At 64.6% G+C, this 22,915-nt stretch carries 19 protein-coding genes; 6 read left to right on the top strand and 13 right to left on the bottom strand.

The annotated features are described in order from the left end of the window. Positions 1-18 precede the first annotated feature (18 nt). The 12 genes from IB274_RS27135 to IB274_RS27080 form a co-directional block, all read right to left on the bottom strand. Positions 19-1,248: a multifunctional CCA addition/repair protein gene (locus IB274_RS27135; protein ID WP_192435877.1), complete on the bottom strand. Its 1,230-nt coding sequence runs from the start codon at positions 1,246-1,248 to the stop codon at positions 19-21. Between the two features lie 106 nt (positions 1,249-1,354). Further along, the gene (locus tag IB274_RS27130) at positions 1,355-1,864 is read right to left on the bottom strand and encodes a DUF4136 domain-containing protein (protein ID WP_192435892.1); all 510 of its coding nucleotides are present in this window, start codon (positions 1,862-1,864) and stop codon (positions 1,355-1,357) included. A 58-nt stretch (positions 1,865-1,922) separates the two neighbouring features. Then, the gene (locus IB274_RS27125) at positions 1,923-3,476 is read right to left on the bottom strand and encodes a SpoVR family protein (RefSeq protein WP_192435876.1); all 1,554 of its coding nucleotides are present in this window, start codon (positions 3,474-3,476) and stop codon (positions 1,923-1,925) included. Then, positions 3,473-4,744, bottom strand: coding sequence for a YeaH/YhbH family protein (locus IB274_RS27120; protein WP_192435875.1), 1,272 nt, complete (start codon positions 4,742-4,744; stop codon positions 3,473-3,475). The genes IB274_RS27125 and IB274_RS27120 overlap by 4 nt, the downstream gene beginning before the upstream one ends. Positions 4,745-4,848: 104 nt before the next feature. Further along, positions 4,849-6,771, bottom strand: coding sequence for a PrkA family serine protein kinase (locus IB274_RS27115; RefSeq protein ID WP_045212719.1), 1,923 nt, complete (start codon positions 6,769-6,771; stop codon positions 4,849-4,851). 288 nt (positions 6,772-7,059) lie between these two features. Continuing rightward, a complete protein-coding gene (gene glpE / locus IB274_RS27110) occupies positions 7,060-7,389 on the bottom strand; it encodes a thiosulfate sulfurtransferase GlpE (protein ID WP_045212715.1) in 330 nt (109 codons plus the stop codon). Positions 7,390-7,431: 42 nt separating this feature from the next. Then, on the bottom strand, positions 7,432-8,256 hold the full coding sequence (locus tag IB274_RS27105; RefSeq protein ID WP_192435874.1) for a symmetrical bis(5'-nucleosyl)-tetraphosphatase: 825 nt from the start codon (positions 8,254-8,256) through the stop codon (positions 7,432-7,434). Further along, positions 8,256-8,636, bottom strand: coding sequence for a Co2+/Mg2+ efflux protein ApaG (gene apaG, locus IB274_RS27100; RefSeq protein WP_054908027.1), 381 nt, complete (start codon positions 8,634-8,636; stop codon positions 8,256-8,258). The genes IB274_RS27105 and apaG overlap by 1 nt, the downstream gene beginning before the upstream one ends. Then, a complete protein-coding gene (gene rsmA, locus IB274_RS27095) occupies positions 8,633-9,460 on the bottom strand; it encodes a 16S rRNA (adenine(1518)-N(6)/adenine(1519)-N(6))-dimethyltransferase RsmA (protein ID WP_192435873.1) in 828 nt (275 codons plus the stop codon). The genes apaG and rsmA overlap by 4 nt, the downstream gene beginning before the upstream one ends. Positions 9,461-9,576: 116 nt before the next feature. Further along, positions 9,577-10,578, bottom strand: a complete 1,002-nt coding sequence (pdxA, locus tag IB274_RS27090) for a 4-hydroxythreonine-4-phosphate dehydrogenase PdxA (RefSeq protein ID WP_192435872.1) — start codon at positions 10,576-10,578, stop codon at positions 9,577-9,579. A gap of 131 nt (positions 10,579-10,709) precedes the next feature. Next, complete coding sequence (locus tag IB274_RS27085; protein ID WP_192435871.1) at positions 10,710-12,002, bottom strand: peptidylprolyl isomerase; 1,293 nt, start codon at positions 12,000-12,002, stop codon at positions 10,710-10,712. Further along, the gene (locus tag IB274_RS27080; protein ID WP_192435870.1) at positions 11,983-14,751 is read right to left on the bottom strand and encodes an LPS-assembly protein LptD; all 2,769 of its coding nucleotides are present in this window, start codon (positions 14,749-14,751) and stop codon (positions 11,983-11,985) included. Before IB274_RS27080 ends, IB274_RS27085 begins: the two co-directional genes overlap by 20 nt. A gap of 129 nt (positions 14,752-14,880) precedes the next feature. On the opposite strand from IB274_RS27080, the gene IB274_RS27075 reads away from it, so the two are divergent. From IB274_RS27075 to IB274_RS27065, 3 genes are read left to right on the top strand one after another with little or no spacing between them, the layout of a single operon-like run. After that, a complete protein-coding gene (locus IB274_RS27075; protein WP_192435869.1) occupies positions 14,881-15,903 on the top strand; it encodes an aminoglycoside phosphotransferase family protein in 1,023 nt (340 codons plus the stop codon). Continuing rightward, on the top strand, positions 15,900-16,574 hold the full coding sequence (gene murU, locus IB274_RS27070; protein ID WP_192435868.1) for an N-acetylmuramate alpha-1-phosphate uridylyltransferase MurU: 675 nt from the start codon (positions 15,900-15,902) through the stop codon (positions 16,572-16,574). The genes IB274_RS27075 and murU overlap by 4 nt, the downstream gene beginning before the upstream one ends. Position 16,575: 1 nt before the next feature. Continuing rightward, complete coding sequence (locus IB274_RS27065) at positions 16,576-17,340, top strand: DnaJ domain-containing protein (protein WP_192435867.1); 765 nt, start codon at positions 16,576-16,578, stop codon at positions 17,338-17,340. A gap of 12 nt (positions 17,341-17,352) precedes the next feature. Here IB274_RS27065 and IB274_RS27060 read toward each other — a convergent pair whose 3' ends face one another. Then, complete coding sequence (locus IB274_RS27060) at positions 17,353-18,402, bottom strand: alpha/beta hydrolase family protein (RefSeq protein ID WP_192435866.1); 1,050 nt, start codon at positions 18,400-18,402, stop codon at positions 17,353-17,355. Positions 18,403-18,568: 166 nt separating this feature from the next. Here IB274_RS27060 and IB274_RS27055 point away from each other — a divergent pair, with 166 nt between their 5' ends. The 3 genes from IB274_RS27055 (at position 18,569) to IB274_RS27045 (ending at position 22,863) form a co-directional block, all read left to right on the top strand. Next, on the top strand, positions 18,569-20,980 hold the full coding sequence (locus IB274_RS27055; RefSeq protein ID WP_192435865.1) for a PAS domain S-box protein: 2,412 nt from the start codon (positions 18,569-18,571) through the stop codon (positions 20,978-20,980). A gap of 51 nt (positions 20,981-21,031) precedes the next feature. Then, positions 21,032-21,661 (top strand): response regulator transcription factor, encoded by a 630-nt coding sequence (locus tag IB274_RS27050; protein WP_045212692.1) that lies wholly within the window; start codon positions 21,032-21,034, stop codon positions 21,659-21,661. A 164-nt stretch (positions 21,662-21,825) separates the two neighbouring features. Then, complete coding sequence (locus IB274_RS27045) at positions 21,826-22,863, top strand: ABC transporter substrate-binding protein (protein WP_192435864.1); 1,038 nt, start codon at positions 21,826-21,828, stop codon at positions 22,861-22,863. Positions 22,864-22,915 lie beyond the last annotated feature (52 nt).

The following is a 22,915-nucleotide window of genomic DNA, read 5'->3' as shown; positions in this document are numbered from 1 at the left end:
CCTCGCTCCTACAGGGTTTCAGCCTGTGTGGCTTTCCTTGTAGGCCTTCAGTGCTGTCAGCCGCTCACGCTTGAGCGCTTCGCCCAGCTCGGCACCTTTGTATCCCTTCTCCAGCAATGGCTGCACCGCGACCGAGCGGGCGGCCTGCGCGGCGCCGCGCAGGTACTCGGCCTGCGGGTATTCGCGGTCTTCCAGTCCATGGCGGCCACGGGCGTCCATCTCGCTGGCGGCGAGAAACTCCTCGAAGCGCTGCGGCCGGCGGTAGACATCGAAGGACTGCAGCAGCTCGAGGATGGTGTTCGGCCTCAACTCCAGCGCGCGGTGGCAGTGGGTGTGATACTCGCCGACCAGCCGCGCCAGCTCCTGGCAGTCGCGCGGGACCTTGAAGCGCGTATTGATCGCGTCGATCAGCGGCAGGCCCAGGTGTTCGTGCGCATGGTGCTTGGGCCATTCTTCCTCGCGGGTTTCGCCCTTGCCCACGTCGTGCACCAGGCAGGCCCAGCGCACGCTAAGCGGCTGAGCGTATCTGGCGCATTCGCGCAGCACCGCCAGCACGTGCTCCCCGGTATCCACCTCCGGGTGATGCTGCGGCGGTTGCGGCACGCCGAACAGCGCGTCGACTTCCGGCATCAGCACGGCCAGGGCGCCACAGTCACGCAGGACCTGGATAAATACGTCCGGGCGCGATTCCATCAGGGCGCGGGAGATTTCCTTCCAGCTGCGTTCGGCGGTCAGCGCTTCCAGTTCGCCGGATTTCGACAGTTCGCGCATCAGCGTCTGGGTTTCCGGCGCCACGGTGAAGCCCATCGGCGCGTAGCGTGCGGCGAAGCGCGCTACGCGCAGCACGCGCAGCGGGTCTTCGGCGAAGGCCGGGGAGACGTGACGCAGCAGACGCGCTTCAAGGTCTTTCTGGCCGTGGTAGGGATCCACGACCTGGCCGTCGCTGTCCTCGGCCATGGCGTTGATGGTCAGGTCGCGACGGATCAGGTCTTCTTCCAGGGTGACGTCGGGGCTGGCGTAGAAGGTGAAGCCGCCGTAGCCACGCCCGCTTTTGCGCTCGGTGCGGGCGAGGGCGTATTCCTCGCCGGTCTTCGGGTGGAGGAATACCGGGAAGTCCGCGCCCACCGGGCGGTAGCCCTGGGCGAGCATCTCGTCGGCGCTGGCGCCGACCACCACCCAGTCGGTGTCGCTGAAGGGGATGCCGAGCAGGCGATCGCGCACGGCGCCGCCCACTTTGTAGATCTGCATGAAGCTGTCTCCTGTTCTGGGGGATAGCTTCAGGGTTCTGTGCGTTCGCTTCAAGTTGAGGTGCGTGGATGGTTCGCGAGCAAGCTCGCTCCTACGGGGTTTGTGGCTACGGCGCTGCGCTGGGGATTTGTTGGATGAGGGCGCCGATGGCGTCCTGCAGCAGGGCGGCGCTGGAGTGCGCGGGGCTCAGGCCGGTACTGACGGTGCCTTCCCAGAGCGTCTGCTCCTGCGCATCGGTCAGGCGCAGGCGTAGGGTGCCGGTTTCATCGCGCAGGCGGTGGATGGCGAGATAAGGACCGAGCGGGTCGGGCGGCGGCACGTCGACCTTGAACTCCAGCGGCGCGTCCTGCAGCGCCAGCCAGTAGTAGACGCGTAGCTGCGGCGCCGCGCTTTCGTGGTAGCCGCGCTCGATCAGGCCCTGGCGCACCTGGGCGTTGATCAGGGGATAACGGCTGCGGTAGGGCAGGGCGTCGACGGCATTTTCCGGTGGCATCAGCTGGAAACCGCGCAGCCCTGCCAGGCGCGCATCGGCGGGATGCGCGATCTGGGCATGCGGGACAGGGTTGCTGCAGGTCGCGACAGCAAGGCAGAGCAGGAGAATGGCGAACAGACGCATGGCGGTCTCCAGCGGGGTTGCCGCCATGCTTGTCACGCCTGCCGCGCCGGTCAACCGATCAAATGGGTGGGATGATCAGGTCGAGACGCGGGTAGCCCTCCTCGCTGTCGCGTTCACCCTTTGGGGGCATGTGGAAGGTGTTGACGATGTTCTCGCCCTGCAGGGTCTCCAGGTGGATGTCGAAGCCCCACAGGCGGTGCAGGTGCTTGAGCACGTCGTCGGTGGATTCGCCCAGCGGTTTGCGGTCGTGCTGCTGGTGGCGCAGGGTCAGCGAGCGGTCGCCGCGGCGGTCGACGTCCCAGATCTGGATGTTCGGCTCGCGGTTGCCGAGGTTGTACTGCGCGGCCAGGGTTTCGCGGATCTTGCGGTAGCCGTCGTCGTCGTGGATGGCGTCGACCAGCATGTCGTCCTTCTGGTCGTCGTCGAGGATGCTGAACAGCTTGAACTCGCGGATCACCTTGGGCGAGAGGAACTGCAGGACGAAGCTCTCGTCCTTGAAGCTCTTCATGGCGAACTTGATGGTGGCCAGCCAGTCGCTGCCGGCGATATCAGGGAACCAGCGCTTGTCCTCGTCCGTGGGGTTCTCGCAGATGCGGCGGATGTCTCGGTACATGGCGAAGCCCAGCGCATAGGGGTTGATGCCGCTGTAGTAGGGGCTGTCGAAGCCGGGCTGGTAGACCACGCTGGTGTGGTACTGGAGGAATTCCATCATGAAGCCGTCGCTGACCAGGCCTTCGTCGTAGAGGTCGTTAATCAGGGTGTAATGCCAGAAGGTCGCCCAGCCTTCGTTCATCACCTGAGTCTGGCGCTGCGGGTAGAAGTACTGCGCCACTTTGCGCACGATGCGCACCACTTCGCGCTGCCAGGGTTCGAGCAGCGGGGCGTTCTTCTCGATGAAGTAGAGGATGTTTTCCTGTGGCTCGCTGGGGTAGCGGGCCATGCCCTGTTCCTTGTCCTTGCCGCCGGCCTTGGGAATGGTCCGCCAGAGGTCGTTGACCTGGCGCTGAATCTGCTCCTCGCGCTCCTTCTGGCGCTGCTTCTCTTCCTCGGCGGAGATCGGGTAGGGCCGCTTGTAGCGGTCCACGCCGTAGTTCATCAGGGCGTGGCAGGAGTCCAGCAGGTCTTCCACGGCGTCGATGCCGTAGCGCTCTTCGCACTTGTTGATGTAGGACTTGGCGAACACCAGGTAGTCGATGATCGAGGTGGCATCGGTCCAGGTGCGGAAAAGGTAGTTGCCCTTGAAGAAGCTGTTGTGCCCGTAGCAGGCGTGGGCGATCACCAGCGCTTGCATGCACTGGGTGTTTTCTTCCATCAGGTAGGCGATGCACGGGTCGGAGTTGATCACGATCTCGTAGGCCAGGCCCATCTGACCGCGCTTGTAGTTCTTTTCCGTGCTGAGGAAGTGCTTGCCGTAGGACCAGTGGTTGTAACCGATGGGCATGCCGACGGAGGCATAGGCATCCATCATCTGCTCGGCGGTGATCACCTCGATCTGGTTGGGGTAGGTGTCCAGCGCGTAGCGCTCGGCGAGGCGGCTGATCTCGCGGTCGTATTGCTGGATCAACTCGAAGGTCCACTCCGAGCCGGTGGCGATCGGCTGGCGCTTGCTCATGCGACTAGCCTCCTCTGGAACAGCTCGCGGAACACTGGGTAGATGTCCGAGGCGGAGACGATCTGCTGCTGGGCGAAGCTGTCTTCGAAGGTATCGCGGATCTTCTCGTACTCGAACCACAGCGCCTGGTGCTCGCGCGGGGTGATCTCGACGTAGGTGTAGTACTGGACGAAGGGCATGATCTGCTTCATCAGGATGTCGCGGCAGACCGGCGAGTCGTCGTTCCAGTTGTCGCCGTCCGAGGCCTGGGCGGCGTAGATGTTCCATTCATTGGTGGGATAACGCTCGGCCATCACCTCCTGCATCAGTTTCAGGGCGCTGGAGACGATGGTCCCGCCGGTTTCGCGGGAATAGAAGAATTCTTCCTCGTCCACCTCGCGGGCGCTGGTGTGGTGGCGGATGAATACCACCTCGATCTTCTCGTAGTTCCGCTTGAGGAACAGGTAGAGAAGGATGAAGAAGCGCTTGGCGATGTCCTTGGTGGCCTGTGTCATGGAGCCGGAGACGTCCATGAGGCAGAACATCACGGCCTTGGAGGTCGGGTTGGGCTGCTTTACCAGCAGGTTGTACTTGAGGTCGAAGGTGTCGAGGAATGGCACCTTGTCGATGCGCGCGCGCATGCCGGCGATCTTCTGTTCCAGCTCCTGGATGTCACCGAGGTTGTCCGGTTCCTCGCGCTTCAGGCGGTCCAGCTCGGCTATCGCCGCGCGCAGCTTGCTGCGGGTGGAGCCGGACAAGGCGATGCGCCGCGCGTGGGCCGAACGCAGGGTGCGCACGATGTTGATACGCGAGGGGTTGCCCTCGTTGCTGATGCCGGCGCGCACGGTCTTGAAGGTGTCGCTGCCGGTGAGGTGGCGCTTGACCAGGTTGGGCAGCTCCAGGTCCTCGAACATGAAGTCGAGGAATTCCTCCTGGGTGATCTGAAAGACGAAGTCGTCCATCCCGTCGCCCTGGTTGCTCGCCTTGCCGGCGCCACGGCCACCGCCGCCACCCTGGGGGCGCGGGATGTGTTCGCCGGTGGTGAATTCCTTGTTGCCGGGGTGGATAACCGTTTGGCGCCCGCCACGACCATGGTGCAGGACCGGCTCGTCGATATCGCGGCCAGGAATACTGATCTGCTCGCCGTGTTCCATGTCGGTGATGGAGCGGCGGCTGACGGCCTCTTCGACGGCCTTCTTGATGTGCTCACGGTAACGCCGCAGGAAGCGCTGGCGGTTCACCGTGCTCTTGTTCTTGCCGTTCAGACGCCGGTCGATGACGTAGCTCATGAATGCTCCTCAGGGCCTGCTGCGCAGCGGCGTGGAGCCGCCACGGACAGGTCCGAATGCGACGGCGACCGGCGCGGCGGGAATGCCGCCGCGCCGATGGCAGACTACTGCGACTTGCGAACCCGCAGATACCATTCCGACAGCAGGCGCACCTGCTTCTCGGTGTAGCCGCGCTCGACCATGCGTTTGACGAAGTCGTTGTGCTTCTGCTGATCCTCCTTGCTCGCCTTGGCGTTGAAGCTGATGACCGGCAGCAGGTCCTCGGTGTTGGAGAACATTTTCTTCTCGATCACCACGCGTAGCTTCTCGTACGACAGCCAGCTGGGGTTCTTGCCGTTGTTGCCGGCGCGGGCGCGCAGCACGAAGTTGACGATCTCGTTGCGGAAGTCCTTCGGGTTGCTGATGCCAGCCGGTTTCTCGATCTTCTCCAGCTCCTCGTTGAGGGCGGCGCGGTTGAGGATCTCGCCGGTCTCCGGGTCGCGGTATTCCTGGTCCTGGATCCAGAAGTCGGCGTACAGCACGTAGCGGTCGAAGATGTTCTGGCCGTACTCGCTGTAGGACTCCAGGTACGCGGTCTGGATTTCCTTGCCGATGAACTCGACGTAGCGCGGCGCCAGATATTCCTTCAGGAAGCGCAGGTAGCGCTCGCGGGTTTCCGGCGGGAACTGCTCCTGCTCGATCTGCTGTTCCAGCACGTAGAGCAGGTGTACCGGGTTGGCGGCGACTTCATGCGGGTCGAAGTTGAACACCTTGGAAAGGATCTTGAAGGCGAAGCGGGTGGAAAGCCCGGACATGCCCTCGTCCACACCGGCGGTGTCGCGGTATTCCTGGATGGACTTGGCCTTGGGATCGGTGTCCTTGAGGTTTTCGCCGTCGTAGACCCGCATCTTCGAGTAGATATTGGAGTTTTCCGGCTCCTTCAGGCGCGACAGCACAGAGAACTGCGAGAGCATCTTCAGGGTATCCGGCGCGCAGTGGGCGTGCGCCAGGGAGCTGTTGATCAGCAGCTTGTCGTAGATCTTGATCTCGTCGGAGACGCGCAGGCAGTACGGCACCTTGACGATGTAGATCCGGTCGATGAAGGCCTCGTTGTTCTTGTTGTTGCGGAAGCTGTGCCATTCCGATTCGTTGGAGTGGGCGAGGATGATGCCGCTGTAGGGCAGGGAACCGAGGCCTTCGGTGCTGTTGTAGTTGCCTTCCTGGGTCGCGGTGAGCAAGGGGTGCAGGACCTTGATCGGCGCCTTGAACATCTCGACGAATTCCATCAGGCCCTGGTTGGCCCGGCACAGAGCGCCCGAGTAGCTGTAGGCGTCGGCGTCGTTCTGCGGGAATTCTTCCAGCTTGCGGATATCCACCTTGCCGACGAGTGCGGAGATGTCCTGGTTGTTCTCGTCACCCGGCTCAGTCTTGGCGATGGCGATCTGGTTGAGGATCGAAGGGTGCAGCTTGACCACGCGGAACTGGCTGATGTCGCCGCCGAATTCGTTGAGGCGCTTGGTTGCCCAGGGGGACATCACTGAGCGCAGGTAGCGGCGCGGGATGCCGTAGTCTTCCTCGAGGATGGCGCCGTCTTCGTCGGGGTTGAACAGCCCCAGGGGCGATTCGAACACTGGCGAGCCCTTGATCGCATAGAAGGGCACGTGCTCCATCAGTTGCTTGAGCTTTTCGGCGAGGGAGGATTTACCACCGCCGACCGGGCCCAGGAGGTAAAGGATCTGCTTCTTCTCTTCCAGGCCTTGGGCGGCGTGGCGGAAGAAGGAGACGATCTGGTCGATGCACTCTTCCATGCCATGGAAGTCGGCAAAGGCCGGGTAGCGGCGGATCACCTTGTTGGAAAAAATCCGTGACAGGCGGGAATCGACGGATGTGTCGAGTAGTTCGGGCTCGCCAATGGCCATCAGTATCCGCTCGGCGGCGGTGGCATAGGCGATCTTGTCCTGCTTGCAGAGATCCAGGTACTCCTGGAGGGAATACTCTTCTTGACGGGTCGCTTCGAAGCGTTCCTGGAAGTGACTGAAAATGCTCATGACGTCTCCTCGCTCGATGCATGGAGCCGGCGCCGGATCGGTCTGTGCGGGTGCGGTCGGGCTGCCAGCGCTGCCGGCGAGAATCCCCCAGAACTCCAACGGAACCTGGCCACTGCCCTGATCCGCCCCCAATGGTCACTGCCGATTAACCGGAAGCCGGTGTGCCGGCTCTCCCTTTTTTGGATGGCCTGAGGGAAAGGATAGTTCGTTCTTCAGTGTGTAAAGGACGAAAGAGCGAGAAGTTACAGATTTTTTGAAGGGGCTAATCCGCCCCTTTCGTAGGGGCTTTCAGTCAGAGCCGCCGGCGCTGGTATCCGCGGGATAGACGCTGCGCCACAGTTCGAAGCCACCATCGAGGCTGTAGACCTCGGAGAAGCCCTGCTGGACGAAATAAGCCGCCGCGCTCTGGCTGGAGTTGCCGTGATAGCAGACTACGACCAGCGGCGCGTCCATGTCCGCCTCGCGGATGAAGTCGGCCACCGAGTAGTTGTCGATGTGCCGCGAGCCGCTGATATGGCCTGTCGCGTAGCTCTGCGGGTCGCGAATGTCGACGACCTGCGCCCCGCTCTCGCGCAGTTGCTGGGCCTGGTCGGGGGCGATGCGTTTGAAGTCGCTCATGGGGTTACCTCGCAAGGCGCGCAGCCTGTGGCTGCGCTGCAATCATTCTGGTTTATCGGCGCAGCTGCAGTGGATGCGCTCGAGGGTATCGACGTTCATCAGCGTCATGCTGCCGCCCCATACACAGCCGGTGTCGAGGGCGAACAGGCCCGGGACGTCGCACTGGCCTTCCAGCGCGGCCCAGTGGCCGAAGATGATCTTGCGCCCGGCGGCCTTGCGCTCGGCATAGCTGAACCAGGGGGCGTAGCCGGGAGGCGCGGTGTCCAGGCCTTCCTTGGATTTCAGGTCGAGTTTGCCGTCGGGCGTGCAGAAACGCATACGCGTGAAGTAGTTGGTGATCACCCGCAGGCGCGCGATGCCGGTGAGCTTCTTGTCCCACTTGGCCGGCTCGTTTCCGTACATGCCATCGAGGAACATCGGCAACTGCGTGTCATCGCGCAAGGCCTTCTCGACCTCGGCGGCGCGTTGCAGGGCCTTGTCGATGTCCCACTGCGGCGGGATGCCCGCGTGCACCAGGGTGATGTCGCGCTGGGCGTCGTGGTGGACCAGTGGCATCTGCCTCAGCCATTCGATCAGCTGTGCGCAGTCCGGCGCTTCAACGATCTCGCGCAGGGTGTCGTTCTTCTTCAGGCGTTCGGCGTTGTAAGCGACGGCGACCAGGTGCAGGTCGTGGTTGCCGAGCACGCAGACCAGCGAATCGCGCATGCCATAAAGGAAGCGCAGGGTTTCCAGCGAGGCAGGGCCGCGGTTGACCAGGTCGCCCACCAGCCACAGCTTGTCCTGGGCCGGGTCGAATTTCACCTGCTCCAGCAGGCACTTGAGCGGTTCCAGGCAGCCCTGCAGATCGCCGACGGCGTAGATGGCCATCAGTGCAGCGCCCCCGGTACGGCGAGGCGGAACGCGGGGATCTCGGCGTCGAAGTGGTGCCCGTCGGTGGCGACCATCTGGTAGCTGCCATGCATGCTGCCGACCTTGGTCGCCATCACGGTGCCGCTGGTATAGGTGTGGCTGGCGCCCGGCTCGATCAGCGGCTTCTCGCCTACCACGCCGGCGCCGCGCACTTCCTGCACGTGGCCGTCGCCGTCGGTGATGATCCAGTGGCGGGTCAGCAGCTTGGCGGCCAGCTCGCCGTGGTTGTGGATGGTCACGGTGTAGGCGAACACGTAGCGCTGCTGCTCCGGCTGGGATTGCTCGGGCAGGTGGCGGGTGGTGACGCTGACGCTGACCTGGTAGCGGGGGTCGCTCATGCGGTCGGTCCTTGCTCGGCTTCCGGGTTGGTTTCGCTGTAACGGTTAGCCAGGCTGACGAAGTCGGCGACGCTCAACTGCTCGGGGCGCAGGGTCGGGTCGACGCCGGCGGCTTCGATGTCCTCGACGCTCATCAGCGTGCGCAGGGTGTTGCGCAGGGTCTTGCGGCGCTGGTTGAAGGCCTCGCGGACGATGCGTTCCAGCACGCGGTGATCCTTGGCCGGGTGCGGAGGTTCGGCGTAGGGCACCAGGCGGACGATGGCCGACTCGACCTTGGGCGGCGGGTTGAACGCGCCGGGGCCGACGGTGAACAGGTAATCCACGCGGCAAAAGTACTGCACCATGATCGACAGGCGACCCCAGTCGCCGTTGCCCGGCTCGGCGGCCAGGCGCTCCACCACTTCCTTCTGCAGCATGAAGTGCATGTCCTGGATCAGCGAGGCATGGTCCAGGAGGTGGAAGATCAGCGGGGTGGAGATGTTGTAGGGCAGGTTGCCGACGACGCGCAGCTTGTCCTCGGGAGAGGCGATCAGGCTGGAGAAGTCGAACTTCATGGCGTCGCCCTGGTGCAGGCTGAAGTTGGGCTTCAAGCCGAAGCGCCATTTCAGTTGCGGGATCAGGTCGAGGTCCAGCTCGATCACATCGAGCTTCGCGCCGCTGTCCACCAGGCCCTCGGTGAGGGCGCCCTGGCCTGGGCCGATTTCCAGCAGGTGCTGGCCTTCCTTGGCGGCGATGGCGCGCAGGATCTTGTGAATCACCCCGGCGTCATGCAGGAAGTTCTGCCCAAAGCGTTTACGGGCGCGGTGCTGGAAGAGTTCGGACATCGAAGGCTCCGGAGAGCAGCCGGGCGCTTGCGGCGGCCGGCTGGAGGCGGAAAAACCGTCAGTTTACCAGCCCGGCGCGGTCAGCACGAAACGCTGGCCGAACGGAGTGCCTGGGATCAGCGCGCGCCAGCGCCGGCTTCGGCCATCTGGTAGGCCGTTTCCAGGGCGACCTGCAGGCTGCCGCTGTCGATCCGGCCGGTACCGGCCAGATCCAGCGCGGTGCCGTGGTCCACCGAGGTGCGGATGATCGGCAGGCCCAGCGTCACGTTCACCGCCGCGCCGAAGCCCTTGTACTTGAGCACCGGAAGGCCTTGGTCGTGGTACATCGCCAGCACGGCGTCGCAGTGCTCCAGGTGCTTGGGGGTGAACAGCGTGTCGGCCGGCAGCGGGCCGATCAGCTGCATGCCCTCGGTGCGCAGGCGTTCCAGGGTCGGTTCGATCACGTCGATCTCTTCATGGCCGAGGTGGCCGCCTTCGCCGGCGTGGGGGTTCAAACCGCAGACCAGGATGCGCGGGTTGGCCAGGCCGAACTTGTCGCGCAGGTCGGCATGGAGGATGCGGGTCACGCGTTCCAGGCGATCTGCGGTGATGGCGTCGGCGATCTGCCGCAGCGGCAGGTGAGTGGTCACCAGCGCGACACGCAGGCCGCGGGTGGCAAGCATCATCACCACCTGGGCGGTGTGGGTGAGGTCGGCGAGGAATTCGGTGTGACCGGAGAAAGCGATGCCGGCTTCGTTGATCACGCCCTTGTGCACCGGCGCGGTGATCATTCCGGCGAAATGACCGTCCAGGCAACCCTGGCCGGCGCGGGTCAGGGTCTCCAGAACGTAGGCGGCGTTGGCCTGGTTCAGCTTGCCGGGTTCGACCGGGGCGGCCAGTGGTGTATCCCAGATATACAGAGTGCCGGCCGGGGCGGCGGCGCCTGGCCACTGGCCAGGGCCGACTTCCTGCAGGGTGACGTTCAGCCCCAGCAGGGCGGCGCGCTGGGTCAGCAGTTCACAGCTGGCGACGGCGACCAGGGGGTGCGGTTGCGCTTCGCGGGCCAATAGCAGGCAGAGGTCGGGGCCGATGCCGGCGGGCTCGCCGGGCGTGAGGGCGAACAGGTGGGAAGTGCTCATCAGGGGCTCTCGAATCGGGAATTGCAACGGATAGACCTACTGTACGACGAAGCCCTGGTTCTTCGAAGCGTTCGACTGGCAAAAAGAAACCCGGCCAGGGCCGGGTTTCTTTATTGAGCGACTCGCGCTGCTTACTGCTTGATCTCGACGTAGGCTTCGTCGCGGATCTGGCGCAGCCAGGCCTGCAGTTCCTCGTCGTACTTGCGTGCGCGGAGGGTCTGGGCGGCTTGTTGCTCGCGGAACTTGTCGCTGCTGTCGGTGGCGCGACGGCCAAGGACTTCCAGCACGTGCCAGCCGAACGGGGAGCGGAACGGCTTGGTGACCTGGCCTTGCGGTGCGTTGTTCATCACCTCGCGGAATTCCGGTACCAGGGATTCAGGGTCGACCCAGTTGAGATCGCCGCCGTTGAGTTTGGAGCCCGGGTCTTCGGAGAACTTCTTCGCCAGATCGGCGAAGCTCTCGCCAGCCTGGATGCGCTCGTAGAGCTTCTCGGCCAGACGCTGGGTCTCTTCTTCGCTGCGGATCTCGCTGGGCTTGAGCAGGATGTGGCGGACGTGGACTTCGTCACGCAGCATCTTGCTGCCACCACGCTTTTCTTCCAGCTTGATGATGATGAAGCCGCCCGGAGTTCGAACCGGCTCGGTCACGTCGCCCACGGCCAGGCTGCCGACCATGCTGTCGAACGGGGAGGGCAGTTGGGCAGCCTTGCGCCAGCCGATCTCGCCGCCTTCCAAGGCGTTGTCGCCGGCCGAGCGGGAAACCGCCAGTTGGCCGAAGTCGGCACCCTGCTTGAGCTGCTGGTACATTTCCTGAGCTTGACGAGCCGCCGCCTGAACGGTTTCCGGCGAGGCGCTGTCGGGTACCGGGATCAGGATGTTGGCCAGGCGGTACTCTTCGGAGAGCTGGATCTTGCCGAGGTCGGAAGACAGGAAGTTCTGCACTTCCTGCTCGCTGACCTGGATGCGCTCGGCCACACGACGCTGGCGCACACGGCTGATGATCATCTCGCGGCGCACCTGCTCGCGAGCCTCGTCGTAGGACAGACCATCGTGCGAGAGGGCGGCGCGGAACTGATCCAGGCTCATGTTGTTGCGCTGGGCAATGGTGCCCATGGCCTGGTTCAGCTCTTCGTCGGTGATGCGAACGCCGGAGCGGTCGCCGATCTGCAGCTGGATGTTCTCGATGATCAGACGCTCGAGCACCTGCTGGGTCAGCACGTGCTCGGGGGGCAGCGGCGCACCGCGCTTCTGAATGGTTGCACGGACTTCGCGCAGGCGCTGGTCCAGCTGGCTCTGCATCACCACGTCGTTGTCGACGATGGCGACCACACGGTCCAGCGGAACCACTTCGGCGTGCACGACGGAACTTGCCAACAGCGCGCCCAGCATCAGCGGGCGCAGGGCCTTACATAGCATTGTCTTCACGTTGACGATAACCCTGGATACCTTGGTCGAGGAAGCCTTCCACCTGGTTGCCAACCACGCCGCCAAGGCCTTTCAAGATGATTTGAAGGAATACACCGCGGTCGGCCTTGGACGTCGAGGTCACGAATTGCTCGTCGTCGTAGTCGACCCAGTAGCGATTGATCAGGCGCAGCTTCCAGCAGCAGCTGTCGTACTCGAAGCCACCGAAGGCTTCCAGCGTACGGCTCTGGTTGTAGTCGAACTGCCAGCGGCCGATGGCGGCCCACTGTGGCAGGACCGGCCAGATGAACGAGAGGTCATGCTGTTCGATCTTGTACTCGTCGCTGCCGTATTCGAACTGTCCCGTGCTCGGGTTGAAACGCTTGCTGTCCGCACGGTAGCGGTAGCCGGCGTTCAGCACCTTGCGAGGATCGGCTTCGGGCTGATAGTGGAACATCAGGTTGCCGTTGTCGGTGTGGTGCGTGTTCGGGTTCCAGTTGAAGTCGGAGCTGGCGTACCAGTCATGGTCGAAGCGGTAGATGCCGGTGAGCGCGTAGGGCGAGCGCCAGGTATCGGCGTCCGGATTCTTCGCTCCGCTGGCGCGCAGGTCGTCTTCGGTCAAGCCTGGCAGCTGTACGCGGCGGTCGCTGAAGTAGTAGATCTGGCCGGCGGCGATGTAGGCGCGCTCGAAGCCGTCGTCCTCGATGAAGCGAGAGCCCACGCCGAGGGATAGCTGGTTGGCATCGCCGATGCGGTCGCGTCCGGTGAAGCGGTTTTCACGCCACAGCGAGTCATAGCTGAAGGTGAATTCGCCGGTATCGAAGGTCGGCAGGTTGTCCTGGTCCTTGTACGGCACGTACAAGTACATCGCGCGCGGTTCCAGGGTCTGGCGGAACTTGGTGCCAGCGAAGGTGGTGTCGCGGTCGAAGTACAGGCCGCTGTCCAGCTTGGCCAGGCCCAGCGAGCGATCCGGGCTGCTGTCGTAGTTGATGTAGCTCGGCAGAGTGGCCTTGCCCTGGCTGTCCAGGTCGAGGTCGTACTTGGTGTACATGGCCTTGACAGTTGGCGTCAGGAAGCCCCAGCTGCGATTCATCGGCAAGCTGATGCCCGGTTCAGCGTGGAAACGATCGCCGGTAGCGCGAGCCAGGCCACGCAGGTAGGTATCTGGGCGTGCATAGAGCGTCGGATCGCTTTCGTTGAGACGGTAGAAGCCGTCATCCAGATCGCGATCGAAGCGCACGGCCTCGGTGCTGTAGGTGAAGTTCAATCCGCCCGGGTTGAATGGCAGCTTGCCATCCAGTGTGAGCTGCGGCAGGCGATCGTACGGGGTGACGTCAGTCACGGTCGCCAGCTGGTAGGACTGTGCGTTCAGTTTGGCGGTATAGCTGTCGCCACGATAGGTCAGGATGCCCTGCTGGTTGACGTAGGTCGGCGAACCGATACCCAGCGAGGTATCCAGGTCCTGGAAGTAGTACGGGTCGCTGATGCGGGTGTAGTCCACCTGCGCCAGGACACGCGAGTCGAGCCCGCTGACGTTTTTCCAGCCGTACAGCCAACGGGTGTCAGTGTACTGCGGGAAGTCCTTGCGGTCGTCGTTTTTGTCGTTCAGGTAGGCAGCGGTGACCTGCCCCTCGCTGCTGTGGGTCAGGTAGCGGAACTCACCTTCCATCAGCAGGCCGCGCTTGACCATGTAGTGCGGGTACAACGTGGCGTCGTAGTTGGGCGCCAGGTTGAAGTAGTACGGCGTGGTCAGCGTGAAGCCGGTGTCGGTCGAGCTCGCGAAGGACGGCGCCAGGAAGCCGGACTGACGACGGTTGTCGATCGGGAAATAGATGTACGGGGTGTAGAAGACTGGAATGTCCTTCACCCGCAGGGTCGCGTTGGTCGCGGTGCCGAAGCCGGTGGCCGGGTTCAGCTTGATGTTGTTGCCCTTGAGGACCCAGGCGTTGCTGCTGGGTTCGCAGCGGGTGTAGGTGCCGTCCTTGAGCTGGATGATCGCGTCTTCCTGGCGCTTGGCGTACAGCGCGCTGCCGCGGATCTGCGCCTGGTGCATGACGTACTCGGCGTTGTCGATCTTCGCCGCGCCGTTGTCCAGTTGCAGTTCGGCGTGGTCGCCGACGATCAGGGCGCCGTTGTCGCGCAGCTTGACGTTACCGACCAGCTCGCCGCGGTTCTCGGCCTGGTGCAGGTTGGCCTCGTCGGCCTCCACCTGCATGCTGCCCTGGCGCAGGACCACGTTACCCGCGAGGGTGGCGATCTGCTTTTCCTGCTCGTAGCGCGACACTTTCGCCGAAACGTAGGTCGGAGCCTCGTCGTTCGGCGTCTTGTCGTTCATGCCTGGACGGATCGGTTCGACATACTCGCCGCCGCAATACGGGCCCATTTCCGCCTGCTGGGCGGCGGTGAGCTTGTCGCGTGGGATCCAGTCGAGGTGGCTGTAGTCGCTGCTTCGCGATTTCAGACCGCGGCCGCCGGACTCGGTGACCAGTTGTTTCGGCTCTTCGACGGCGCTGCTCGAGCTGCCCGAGGACTTCGAGCTGCTGGCGGCGGCGGTGCCGCCGGCGCTGACCGAGCTCGCGCCGTGCTGTGGGCGCGGTACGCTGCTGGCGCTGTTCTGCGAGGAACAGTCCCAGGCGCCGGACGCGGAAGGCTGGCAGGCGAACTGCTCGCCGGGTGCCGCGGTCACAGAGGCGAGCGGCTGCATAGCCAGCAGGCCACCGGTCACCAGTAAGGGGAATTTTCTACGGAACACGGGGAAATTCACTGCCATCTTGTTAATCCGGGCTTCCTGCGAGCCATCGGCCCAAAGCGGACCGCACGCCTCTCGATGGGCTCAAAAAGATGCTGGATAATAAAGCATGACCCGCGCAACGGCTAGCGCCGTGGAGAACCCATAGAAATGTCACAGGATGCCCGTTACCAGCAGATGATCGGCTGGTTGGACTTGAGTTTGCCCGCAGTGTTCAACGCGCAGGGCTGGGGGCCGGTGCCCGAGGGGAGCCTCACCGCGGCCAGCAGCGACGCCAGTTTCCGCCGGTACTTCCGCTGGCAGGGCGAGGGTCGCAGCCTGATCGTGATGGACGCACCGCCGCCTCAGGAGAACGTCCGGCCCTTTATCAAGGTCGCCGGTCTGCTGGCAGAGGCCGGTGTTCACGTCCCGAAGATTCTGGCCGAAGAAGTCGAGCAGGGCTTCCTGCTGCTCGATGACCTGGGCCGCCAGACTTACCTGGATGTGCTGACTGCGCAGAACGCCGAGGAGCTGTTCGAGGACGCCCTCGACGCCCTGGTGGCCTTCCAGCAGGTCAATGTCGCCGAGCGTCTGCCGGCCTACGATGAGGCCCTGCTGCGCCGCGAGCTGCAGCTGTTCCCCGAGTGGTACCTGCAGCGCCACCTCGGCGTTACCCTGGAGGACGAGCAGCTCGCCCGCTGGGAGCGCACCTGCGACCTGCTGGTGCAGAGTGCCCTGGAGCAGCCGCGCGTGTTCGTGCACCGCGACTACATGCCGCGCAACCTGATGCTCAGCGAGCCAAACCCCGGCATCCTGGATTTCCAGGACGCGGTCCATGGTCCGGTGACCTACGACGTGACCTGCCTATATAAGGATGCCTTCCTTAGTTGGCCCGAGCCGCGCGTGCATGACGGGCTGTCGCGCTACTGGCGCAAGGCCCAGGCCGCCGGCATCCCGCTGCCGGACAGCTTCGAGAGTTTCTTCCGCGCCAGCGACCTGATGGGCGCCCAGCGCCACCTGAAGGTGATCGGCATCTTCGCCCGCATCTGCCACCGTGACGGCAAGCCACGCTACCTGGGCGACGTGCCGCGGTTCTTCCGCTATCTGGAGAGCGTCATCGCGCGCCGGCCGGAGCTGGCCGATCTCGCTGCGCTGTTGGCCGATCTGCCCAAAGACGAGACGCATCCCGCATGAAGGCCATGATCCTCGCCGCGGGCAAGGGAGAACGCTTGCGTCCGCTGACCCTGCACACGCCCAAGCCGCTGGTGCGTGCCGGCGGCGTGCCGCTGATCGAGTACCAGCTGCAGGCGCTGCGCCGGGCTGGATTCGATCAATTGGTGATCAATCACGCCTGGCTCGGCCAGCAGATCGAGGATCACCTGGGTGACGGTTCAGCATTCGGCGTGTACATCCGCTACTCGCCTGAGGGCGAACCGCTGGAAACCGGCGGCGGCATCTTCAAGGCGCTGCCGCTGCTGGGGGACGATGCCTTCGTCATCGCTAACGGCGACATCTGGACCGACTTCGATTACGCCAGCCTGCAAGGCGCGCTGGCCGAGGACGATCTGGTGCACCTGGTGCTGGTGGACAACCCCGGTCACCACACGCGTGGCGACTTCTGCCTGAGCGGAGGCCGCGTCAGCGATTACCGCGAAGGCCAGCCGAGCCTGACCTACAGCGGCATCGCCATCCTCCGTCCCGAACTGTTCGAGGGCTCCGAGCCCGGCGCCTTCAAGCTGGCGCCGCTGCTGCGCCAAGCCATGGAAGCCAACCGTGTGAGCGGCGTCCATCATCACGGGCGTTGGATCGACGTCGGCACCCATGAGCGCCTGGCGGAAGTCGAACGCCAGTTGGCGGAGGGCTGAGGTGTTCTGGCCGGGCACCTTGGTAGGCGTCATCGCCGGCTGGGCATTGGCGAGCATTCCGGGCGCCATGCTCGGCGCTTTGCTGGGCCAGGTCCTCGACCGGCGCCTGAAGCAACGCACCTGGACGGGGCTGTTCGATCAGTTGCGCGGTGGGCCGCGGGTTGGCGACCAGGAGTTGCTCTTCCTGCTGCTTGGCCGGCTGGCCAAGAGCCGCGGGCGTGTGATCGATGCGCATATCCAGCAGGCGCGGGCTGAAATGCAGCGTCTGCAACTGGATGACAAGGCTCGTCGCCAGGCCATCGATGCCTTTGGTCGCGGCAAGCTCGGCGGCGAGTTGCTGGACACCGGTCTGCGCCAGCGTCACGGTCAGGAGGCCACGGCCGAGGGGTTGATCCAGGCCTGCTGGCGCATGGCCTGGGCAGGTGGAGCGCCGAACGCTGCGCAGAAGAACCTGCTGCTGCAGTGGGGTGACTCGCTGGGGCTTTCCCGTTCCAGGGTGCTGGCGCTGTCGGCGGGCGCCGAGCCGCCGAAGCCTCCGGCCACGCCGCGCGAGTCCTACACCGCAGCGCTGCGATTGTTGGGCGTGACGCTGGAGAGCGAGCCGGAGGAGATCAAGCGTGCCTACCGCAAGCTGATCAGTCAGAACCACCCGGACAAGCTCGAAGGCATGGGCGCAAGCCCCGAGCGGATCGCTGCGGCGACCAACCGGACCCGCGAGATCCAGGACGCCTACCTGCTGGTGCGACAGCGTCGCGGTTTTCGCTGAATCGGGCGGCCCTCAGGGCTGCTCGATCGGTTCAAGGTGCATCGACAGCCAGCCGCGGATGCGCCGGTAGAGCTGTTCCTGCTCGGTGCCCAGGTCGGCAGGCAGGGCGTTCATGCCGATCTGCACGTAGTTCGGCGCCTTCTGCCGCTTGCTTGCCTGCAGGCGCAGCTTGGCGGCCGTCACGTCAGCCGCCTTGTCCTTGTAATAGAAGTCGCCGGTGGCGAGGTTCAGCAGCGGCACGGTCTCGTCCAGCGACGGCTTGAAGTCGCGCGGCATCTCCGGCGCCACCAGCAGCAGGTTCTTGATTTCGGCGGGCGTGCGTTCGCCCAGGTAGCGGGTCGCCCAGTAGGCGCCAGTGCCGTGGCCGAGCAGGACGATGGTTTTCGGGTTGTGTTGCTGGGCCAGTTCGACGGCCGACTGGATGCGCGCCAGTACCCGCTCTGCGTGGGCCTTGCGCAGTTCCACCGGGTCGGCGGGCGGCGGCGGGGCTTCGGCGCTGGCCTGGGCCGGCTCGGCGCTGCCGGCTTCGCCGGTGCTTTCCGGTGTCGGTGTCGCGCTGCCTTCGCTGCCCTTCACTTCGGGTTTGCTGGCGCTGTCGGTGGCCGTGGCATCGGTGTCGGCGCTGGCTTTGTCCGGCGATTCCTTCGGCCGTGGGATCGGCGCGGTGCTTTGCGGATCGGGCAGGGTGACGGCCAGGGTTTGCCAACCGGCATCGGGCAATTTGCGCCGCAGCGGGCCGATCGCCACCGGCCAGTCGGCGCTTTCGCCATCTCCGGGAATCAGGATCACTGCGCCCGAGGCGTCGGCAGCATTGGCCGGCAGCCACAGAGCCAGGAAGGTTTCATCGCCGGCCTTGAGTTCCTGGCGTTCGCTTTCGGGCAACTGGCGTACCAGGCCGCTGGCTTCGTCCTGGCTGCGCTCGCTCACGGCCGGGCGCACTACCGGCGCAGCGGCCGGCTTTTCGGCAGCGGGCTTGGCGTCTTCGGCCTGACTGGCGCCCAGTGGTGCAAGGCCGAGGCACAGGCTTAGGGCGAGAAACGTCGGGCGAGGAAAATGCGGCATCGAAGATATCCCTGTCTGGCGGGCAGCAAGCGGCGGGCGCGAGAGCGGCCAGCCTAGCGGCTTGTATTAGCTTTGTCAGGCGCAGGCGTGCCGGGTTCAACCGGGGTTGCTGTAAGGTATGCCGGCCATTTGCTTTGACCCGAGTGAAATACATGGTGCTGTCGGCATGAGACGTCTGTTCTGGAAAGCCTGTCTAGCCTGGCTGTGCTGCCTGCCGTTGCTGGCTGTGGCGGAAACCGCGGCGCCGCCGTTGACCCTGGATCAGGCGCAACTCGCGTGGCTCGCCGAGCACCCGCAGCTGCGCGTCGGCGCCGTGCTCGAAGCTCCTTATGTGCAGCAGGATCGCCGCCTGCAGCAGCTCTCCGGGGCTAACGTCGAACTGCTGGAGTGGCTGGCCAAGGCCCTACACGTCAGCCTGGAATGGCGCACCTATCCTGATCAGGCCGCGCTGGAGAAAGCCGTGCGCGCTGGCGAGATCGACCTGGCGCCCGGCGTCAGCCAAACACCTTCGACGCTGCGCGACTGGCTGTTCTCCGATCCCTACCTGCGTGTGCCTCGCCTCGTTGTGGGCGATCGCCGTAGCGGCACTTCGGTGGAGCTGGATACCCTCGGCGAAGGCGAGTCCGTCTCCGTGCGCGGCCCCGGCCCGGTGGTGGACTACCTGCGCGGCACCTACTCGGGGCTGACCCTGCAGGTCGTTGACAGCGACCGCGAAGTGCTGCGCAAGGTACTCGGCCGAGAAGCCAACTATGCGGTGATCGACGAGGCGCAACTGGCGCGCCTGACCCGCGAAACCGAATTCACCGGTCTGCTGGTGGTGGCCGACATCGGCTATCCGCAGTTGTTGCGCGTGGCGACCCGGCGCGGACTGCCGGAGCTGGCCGGGATCATCGATGCGGCCCTGCGCGCGGTGCCGGCCAAAGACCTCGATCAGCTTCACGAGCGCTGGCTGCAACCGACCTACCCGCGCCTGGGCTCGTCCCCTGGCTTCTGGCAGAACCTCTGCATTCTGCTCGGCCTGCTGCTTCTATTTGCGATTGCCGCGCTGATCTGGCTGCGGCGCCAGCACCACGCCCTGGAGTCGCGATTGCTCGCCGCCCGTCGCGATATTGAACTGCGCCAGTCGGCGGAGCAGGCGCTGCGTTTGACCCAGTTCGCCATCGACAGCAGCACCGTGGGCATCCTCTGGGTCAACTGGGACAGTCATGTGCGCTACGCCAACCGCGCGGCCGAGGAGATGCTTGGCTACTTGCCGGGCGCAGTGGTGGACCGGCCGCTGTCCGACTTCGAGCCGACGCTGAACATGGATCGCTGGCTCAACCTTTGGCGCCGCGCACGCAATGCCGACGAAGCGCCGCTGAGTTTCGAGACCCGCTGCCTGCGCGCCGACGGCCAGTGGCTGCCGGCGGACGTTTCGCTGAGCTTCCTGCGTTTCGGCGATTCGGAGTACCTGCTGGTGTTCCTCACTGACGTTACCGAACGCCGCCGCGCCCGCGCCGCGCTGGAAGAGAGTGAGGCGCGCCTGCAGGGCATCGCCGCCAACGTGCCGGGGCTGGTGTTCCGCCTGGAGCCCAATGCGCCGGACGATGACTCCGATTTCGCCTATATCAGCTTCATCACTGGCGGCAGTGAAACCTCCCTAGGCTACTCGCCCGGTTACCTGCGCGAGAGCGGCCTGGGCATCATGGGCCTGGTGCATCCGTCCGAGCGCGAAAGCTATCTGGCCAGCCAGTTGGAGGCGGTGGAAGGCCACCGCAACTGGCTGTGGCAAGGCCGCATCCTCACCCGCAGCCACGAGCCGCGCTGGGTCGACATCAAGGCCACCGTGCGCACCCTGGACGACGGTCGCCCGGCCTGGGATGGCGTGGTCTGGGACATCACCGAGCACAAGCAGATCGAGCTGGAGCTGCAGGATTCCCGCGCACAGCTGCGCGAGCTGTCGGCGCATCTGGAGAGCGTGCGGGAGGAGGAGAAGGCGCGCATCGCCCGCGAAGTGCACGATGAACTGGGCCAGGTGCTCACCGTGCTCAAGCTGGAAACCTCCATGTGCGAGCTGGCCTATGCCGAGCTGGACACTGGTCTTCGCGAGCGCCTGGACAACATGAAGCGCCTGATCGCCCAACTGTTTCAGCTGGTGCGCGACGTCGCCACCGCGCTGCGCCCGCCGATCCTCGATGCCGGTATCGGCTCGGCGGTGGAGTGGCAGGCACGCCGCTTCGAATCGCGCACGCAGATTCCCTGCCTGGTTCAGGTGCCGGAGAACCCGCCGGAGCTGTCCGACGCCAAGGCCATCGGGTTGTTCCGCATCCTCCAGGAGGCGCTGACCAATGTCATGCGCCATGCCCAGGCGCATACTGTGGAATTGCAACTGAGCGTCGAAGGGCGCGAGCTGTGCCTGCGTATCGCCGATGACGGTGTGGGCTTTGACCCGAACGCCACGCGCCAGGGCGTTTCCTTTGGCCTGGTGGGCATGCGCGAACGGGTGCTGATGTTCGGCGGCACCCTGCAGATCGACAGTCAGCCCGGCGAGGGCACTACGCTGTTGATCCGCGTGCCATTGCGTTCCCGGAGCGCATAGCCGGACGGCAAACATAACGACAATGACAAGCGTGGAGCGGGAGGAAAGGCGGTGATTCGAGTGCTGGTGGCGGAAGACCATACGATCGTGCGCGAGGGCATCAAGCAACTGATCGGCATGGCCAAGGACCTGCAGGTGGTAGGCGAGGCGACCAATGGCGAGCAGTTGCTCGAAACCCTGCGCCAGACGCCCTGCGAAGTGGTCCTGCTGGACATCTCCATGCCCGGCGTCAACGGGCTGGAAGCCATTCCACGCATCCGCGCACTGAACAATCCGCCGGCGATCCTCATGCTGTCGATGCACGACGAGGTTCAGATGGTCGCCCGTGCGCTGAAGGTCGGCGCCGCCGGCTACGCCACCAAGGACAGCGACCCTGCGTTGCTGCTCACGGCGATCCGCAAGGTCGCCAGCGGCGGCCGCTACATCGACCCCGATCTCGCCGACCGCATGGTCTTCGAAGTCGGCCTCACCGACTCGCGCCCGCCCCATGCGTTGCTGTCGGAACGCGAGTTCTCGGTGTTCGAGCGCCTTGTGCACGGCGAGGGTGTCAACGAGATCGCCCAGCAACTGGCGGTCAGCAGCAAGACCATCAGCACCCACAAGGCGCGGTTGATGCAGAAACTCAACGCCAACTCGGTGGCCGATCTGGTGCGCTACGCAATGGAACACAAGCTCGTCTGAATCATCTGCGACGCCGGCTTGACCTACGGCAGACTGCTCGCTGAATTTTCCCTCCACTCTGTGCGACGTGTCCGATTTCTGTAACACACCGTCTATCTAGCGGGCGTGAGGCAGGGAATGATTGCCGGCTTCATGCGGTACGTCGTGATAACAAGGAGAAGAAGATGTTGCGAGCGGTAAGGGGAGGGCTGCTGTTCGGCCTGCTGGGGAGCGCTGCGATGCCGGCGCTGGCGGACTACGTCACCGTGATTTCCTTCGGTGGCGCCAACAAGGAAGCCCAGGAGGCGGCCTTCTACAAACCGTTCAAGGAAGTGACCGGCAACGCCGTCGTACACGGTTCCTACAACGGCGACCTGGCCAAGCTCAAGCGCATGGTGGAGATCAGCCATGTGTCCTGGGACGTGGTGGAAGTCGAAGCCCCCGAGCTCGCACGCGGCTGCGAGGAAGGGCTGTTCATGAAGCTCGATCCCAAGACCCTGGGCAACACCGCCGATTTCGTTCCCGGCGCGGTGCAGCCGTGCGGCGTCGGCATCTTCGTTTGGACTACGCTGCTTGCCTACAACCAGAGCAAGCTGCAGGGCACGCCCGGCAGCTGGGCGGATTTCTGGGACACGAAGAAATTCCCCGGCAAGCGCGGCCTGCGTTGGGGCGCCAAGTACAGCCTGGAGTTCGCCCTGATGGCCGACGGCGTCGCGCCCAAGGACGTCTACAAGGTGCTTGCCACCAATGACGGCGTCGACCGTGCCTTCCGCAAGCTCGATGAACTTAAACCGAGCATCAACTGGTGGAAGTCCGGCCAGGACCCGGTGCGCGATCTCGCCAACGGCACCGTGGTGATGAGTTCCGCCTACAACGGCCGGATCGCCGCCGCGCAGGCCGAGCAGAAGGGCTTCCGCATGGTCTGGGCCGGCGGCATCTACGACTTCGACTTCTGGGCGCTGCCTTCGGGTGTGTTCAAGAAGGAACTGGCCGAGCAGTTCGTCAACTTCGCCGGCCAGCCGCAGCAGCAGAAAGCCTTCGCCGAGAACATTTCCTACGGCCCGACCAATCGCAAGGCCGTTGAGCTGCTGGCGCCGGACGTCGCCGCCAACCTGCCCACCGCGCCGCAGAACATCGCCAATGCCGTGGGCATGAACGTGGCGTTCTGGGCTGAGCACGGGGATGCACTGGAGCAGCGTTTCCAGGCTTGGGCAAAGCGCTGACGGCGGGAGTCTGGACCCGCCGTACGCGCTGCGGGTCCGACATGCAAATTCC

Origin of the sequence: Pseudomonas sp. PDM18 (assembly GCF_014852585.1) — a bacterium.
GTDB lineage: Bacteria > Pseudomonadota > Gammaproteobacteria > Pseudomonadales > Pseudomonadaceae > Pseudomonas.
The sequence above is the reverse complement of the archived record's forward strand: the minus strand, read 5'-3'. Positions and strand labels throughout refer to the sequence as shown.

Bases quoted from the DNA above. Each gene is read 5' to 3' on its own strand.
- IB274_RS27130 (WP_192435892.1), bottom strand. From the start codon at position 1,864: ATGCGTCTGTTCGCCATTCTCCTGCTCTGCCTTGCTGTCGCGACCTGC.
- IB274_RS27080 (WP_192435870.1), bottom strand. From the start codon at position 14,751: ATGGCAGTGAATTTCCCCGTGTTCCGTAGAAAATTCCCCTTACTGGTG.
- IB274_RS27125 (WP_192435876.1), bottom strand. From the start codon at position 3,476: ATGAGCAAGCGCCAGCCGATCGCCACCGGCTCGGAGTGGACCTTCGAG.
- IB274_RS27135 (WP_192435877.1), bottom strand. From the start codon at position 1,248: ATGCAGATCTACAAAGTGGGCGGCGCCGTGCGCGATCGCCTGCTCGGC.
- IB274_RS27045 (WP_192435864.1), top strand. From the start codon at position 21,826: ATGTTGCGAGCGGTAAGGGGAGGGCTGCTGTTCGGCCTGCTGGGGAGC.
- IB274_RS27055 (WP_192435865.1), top strand. From the start codon at position 18,569: ATGAGACGTCTGTTCTGGAAAGCCTGTCTAGCCTGGCTGTGCTGCCTG.
- IB274_RS27120 (WP_192435875.1), bottom strand. From the start codon at position 4,744: ATGAGCTACGTCATCGACCGGCGTCTGAACGGCAAGAACAAGAGCACG.
- pdxA (WP_192435872.1), bottom strand. From the start codon at position 10,578: ATGAGCACTTCCCACCTGTTCGCCCTCACGCCCGGCGAGCCCGCCGGC.
- apaG (WP_054908027.1), bottom strand. From the start codon at position 8,636: ATGAGCGACCCCCGCTACCAGGTCAGCGTCAGCGTCACCACCCGCCAC.
- IB274_RS27075 (WP_192435869.1), top strand. From the start codon at position 14,881: ATGTCACAGGATGCCCGTTACCAGCAGATGATCGGCTGGTTGGACTTG.
- IB274_RS27115 (WP_045212719.1), bottom strand. From the start codon at position 6,771: ATGAGCATTTTCAGTCACTTCCAGGAACGCTTCGAAGCGACCCGTCAA.
- IB274_RS27060 (WP_192435866.1), bottom strand. From the start codon at position 18,402: ATGCCGCATTTTCCTCGCCCGACGTTTCTCGCCCTAAGCCTGTGCCTC.
- IB274_RS27105 (WP_192435874.1), bottom strand. From the start codon at position 8,256: ATGGCCATCTACGCCGTCGGCGATCTGCAGGGCTGCCTGGAACCGCTC.
- murU (WP_192435868.1), top strand. From the start codon at position 15,900: ATGAAGGCCATGATCCTCGCCGCGGGCAAGGGAGAACGCTTGCGTCCG.
- glpE (WP_045212715.1), bottom strand. From the start codon at position 7,389: ATGAGCGACTTCAAACGCATCGCCCCCGACCAGGCCCAGCAACTGCGC.
- rsmA (WP_192435873.1), bottom strand. From the start codon at position 9,460: ATGTCCGAACTCTTCCAGCACCGCGCCCGTAAACGCTTTGGGCAGAAC.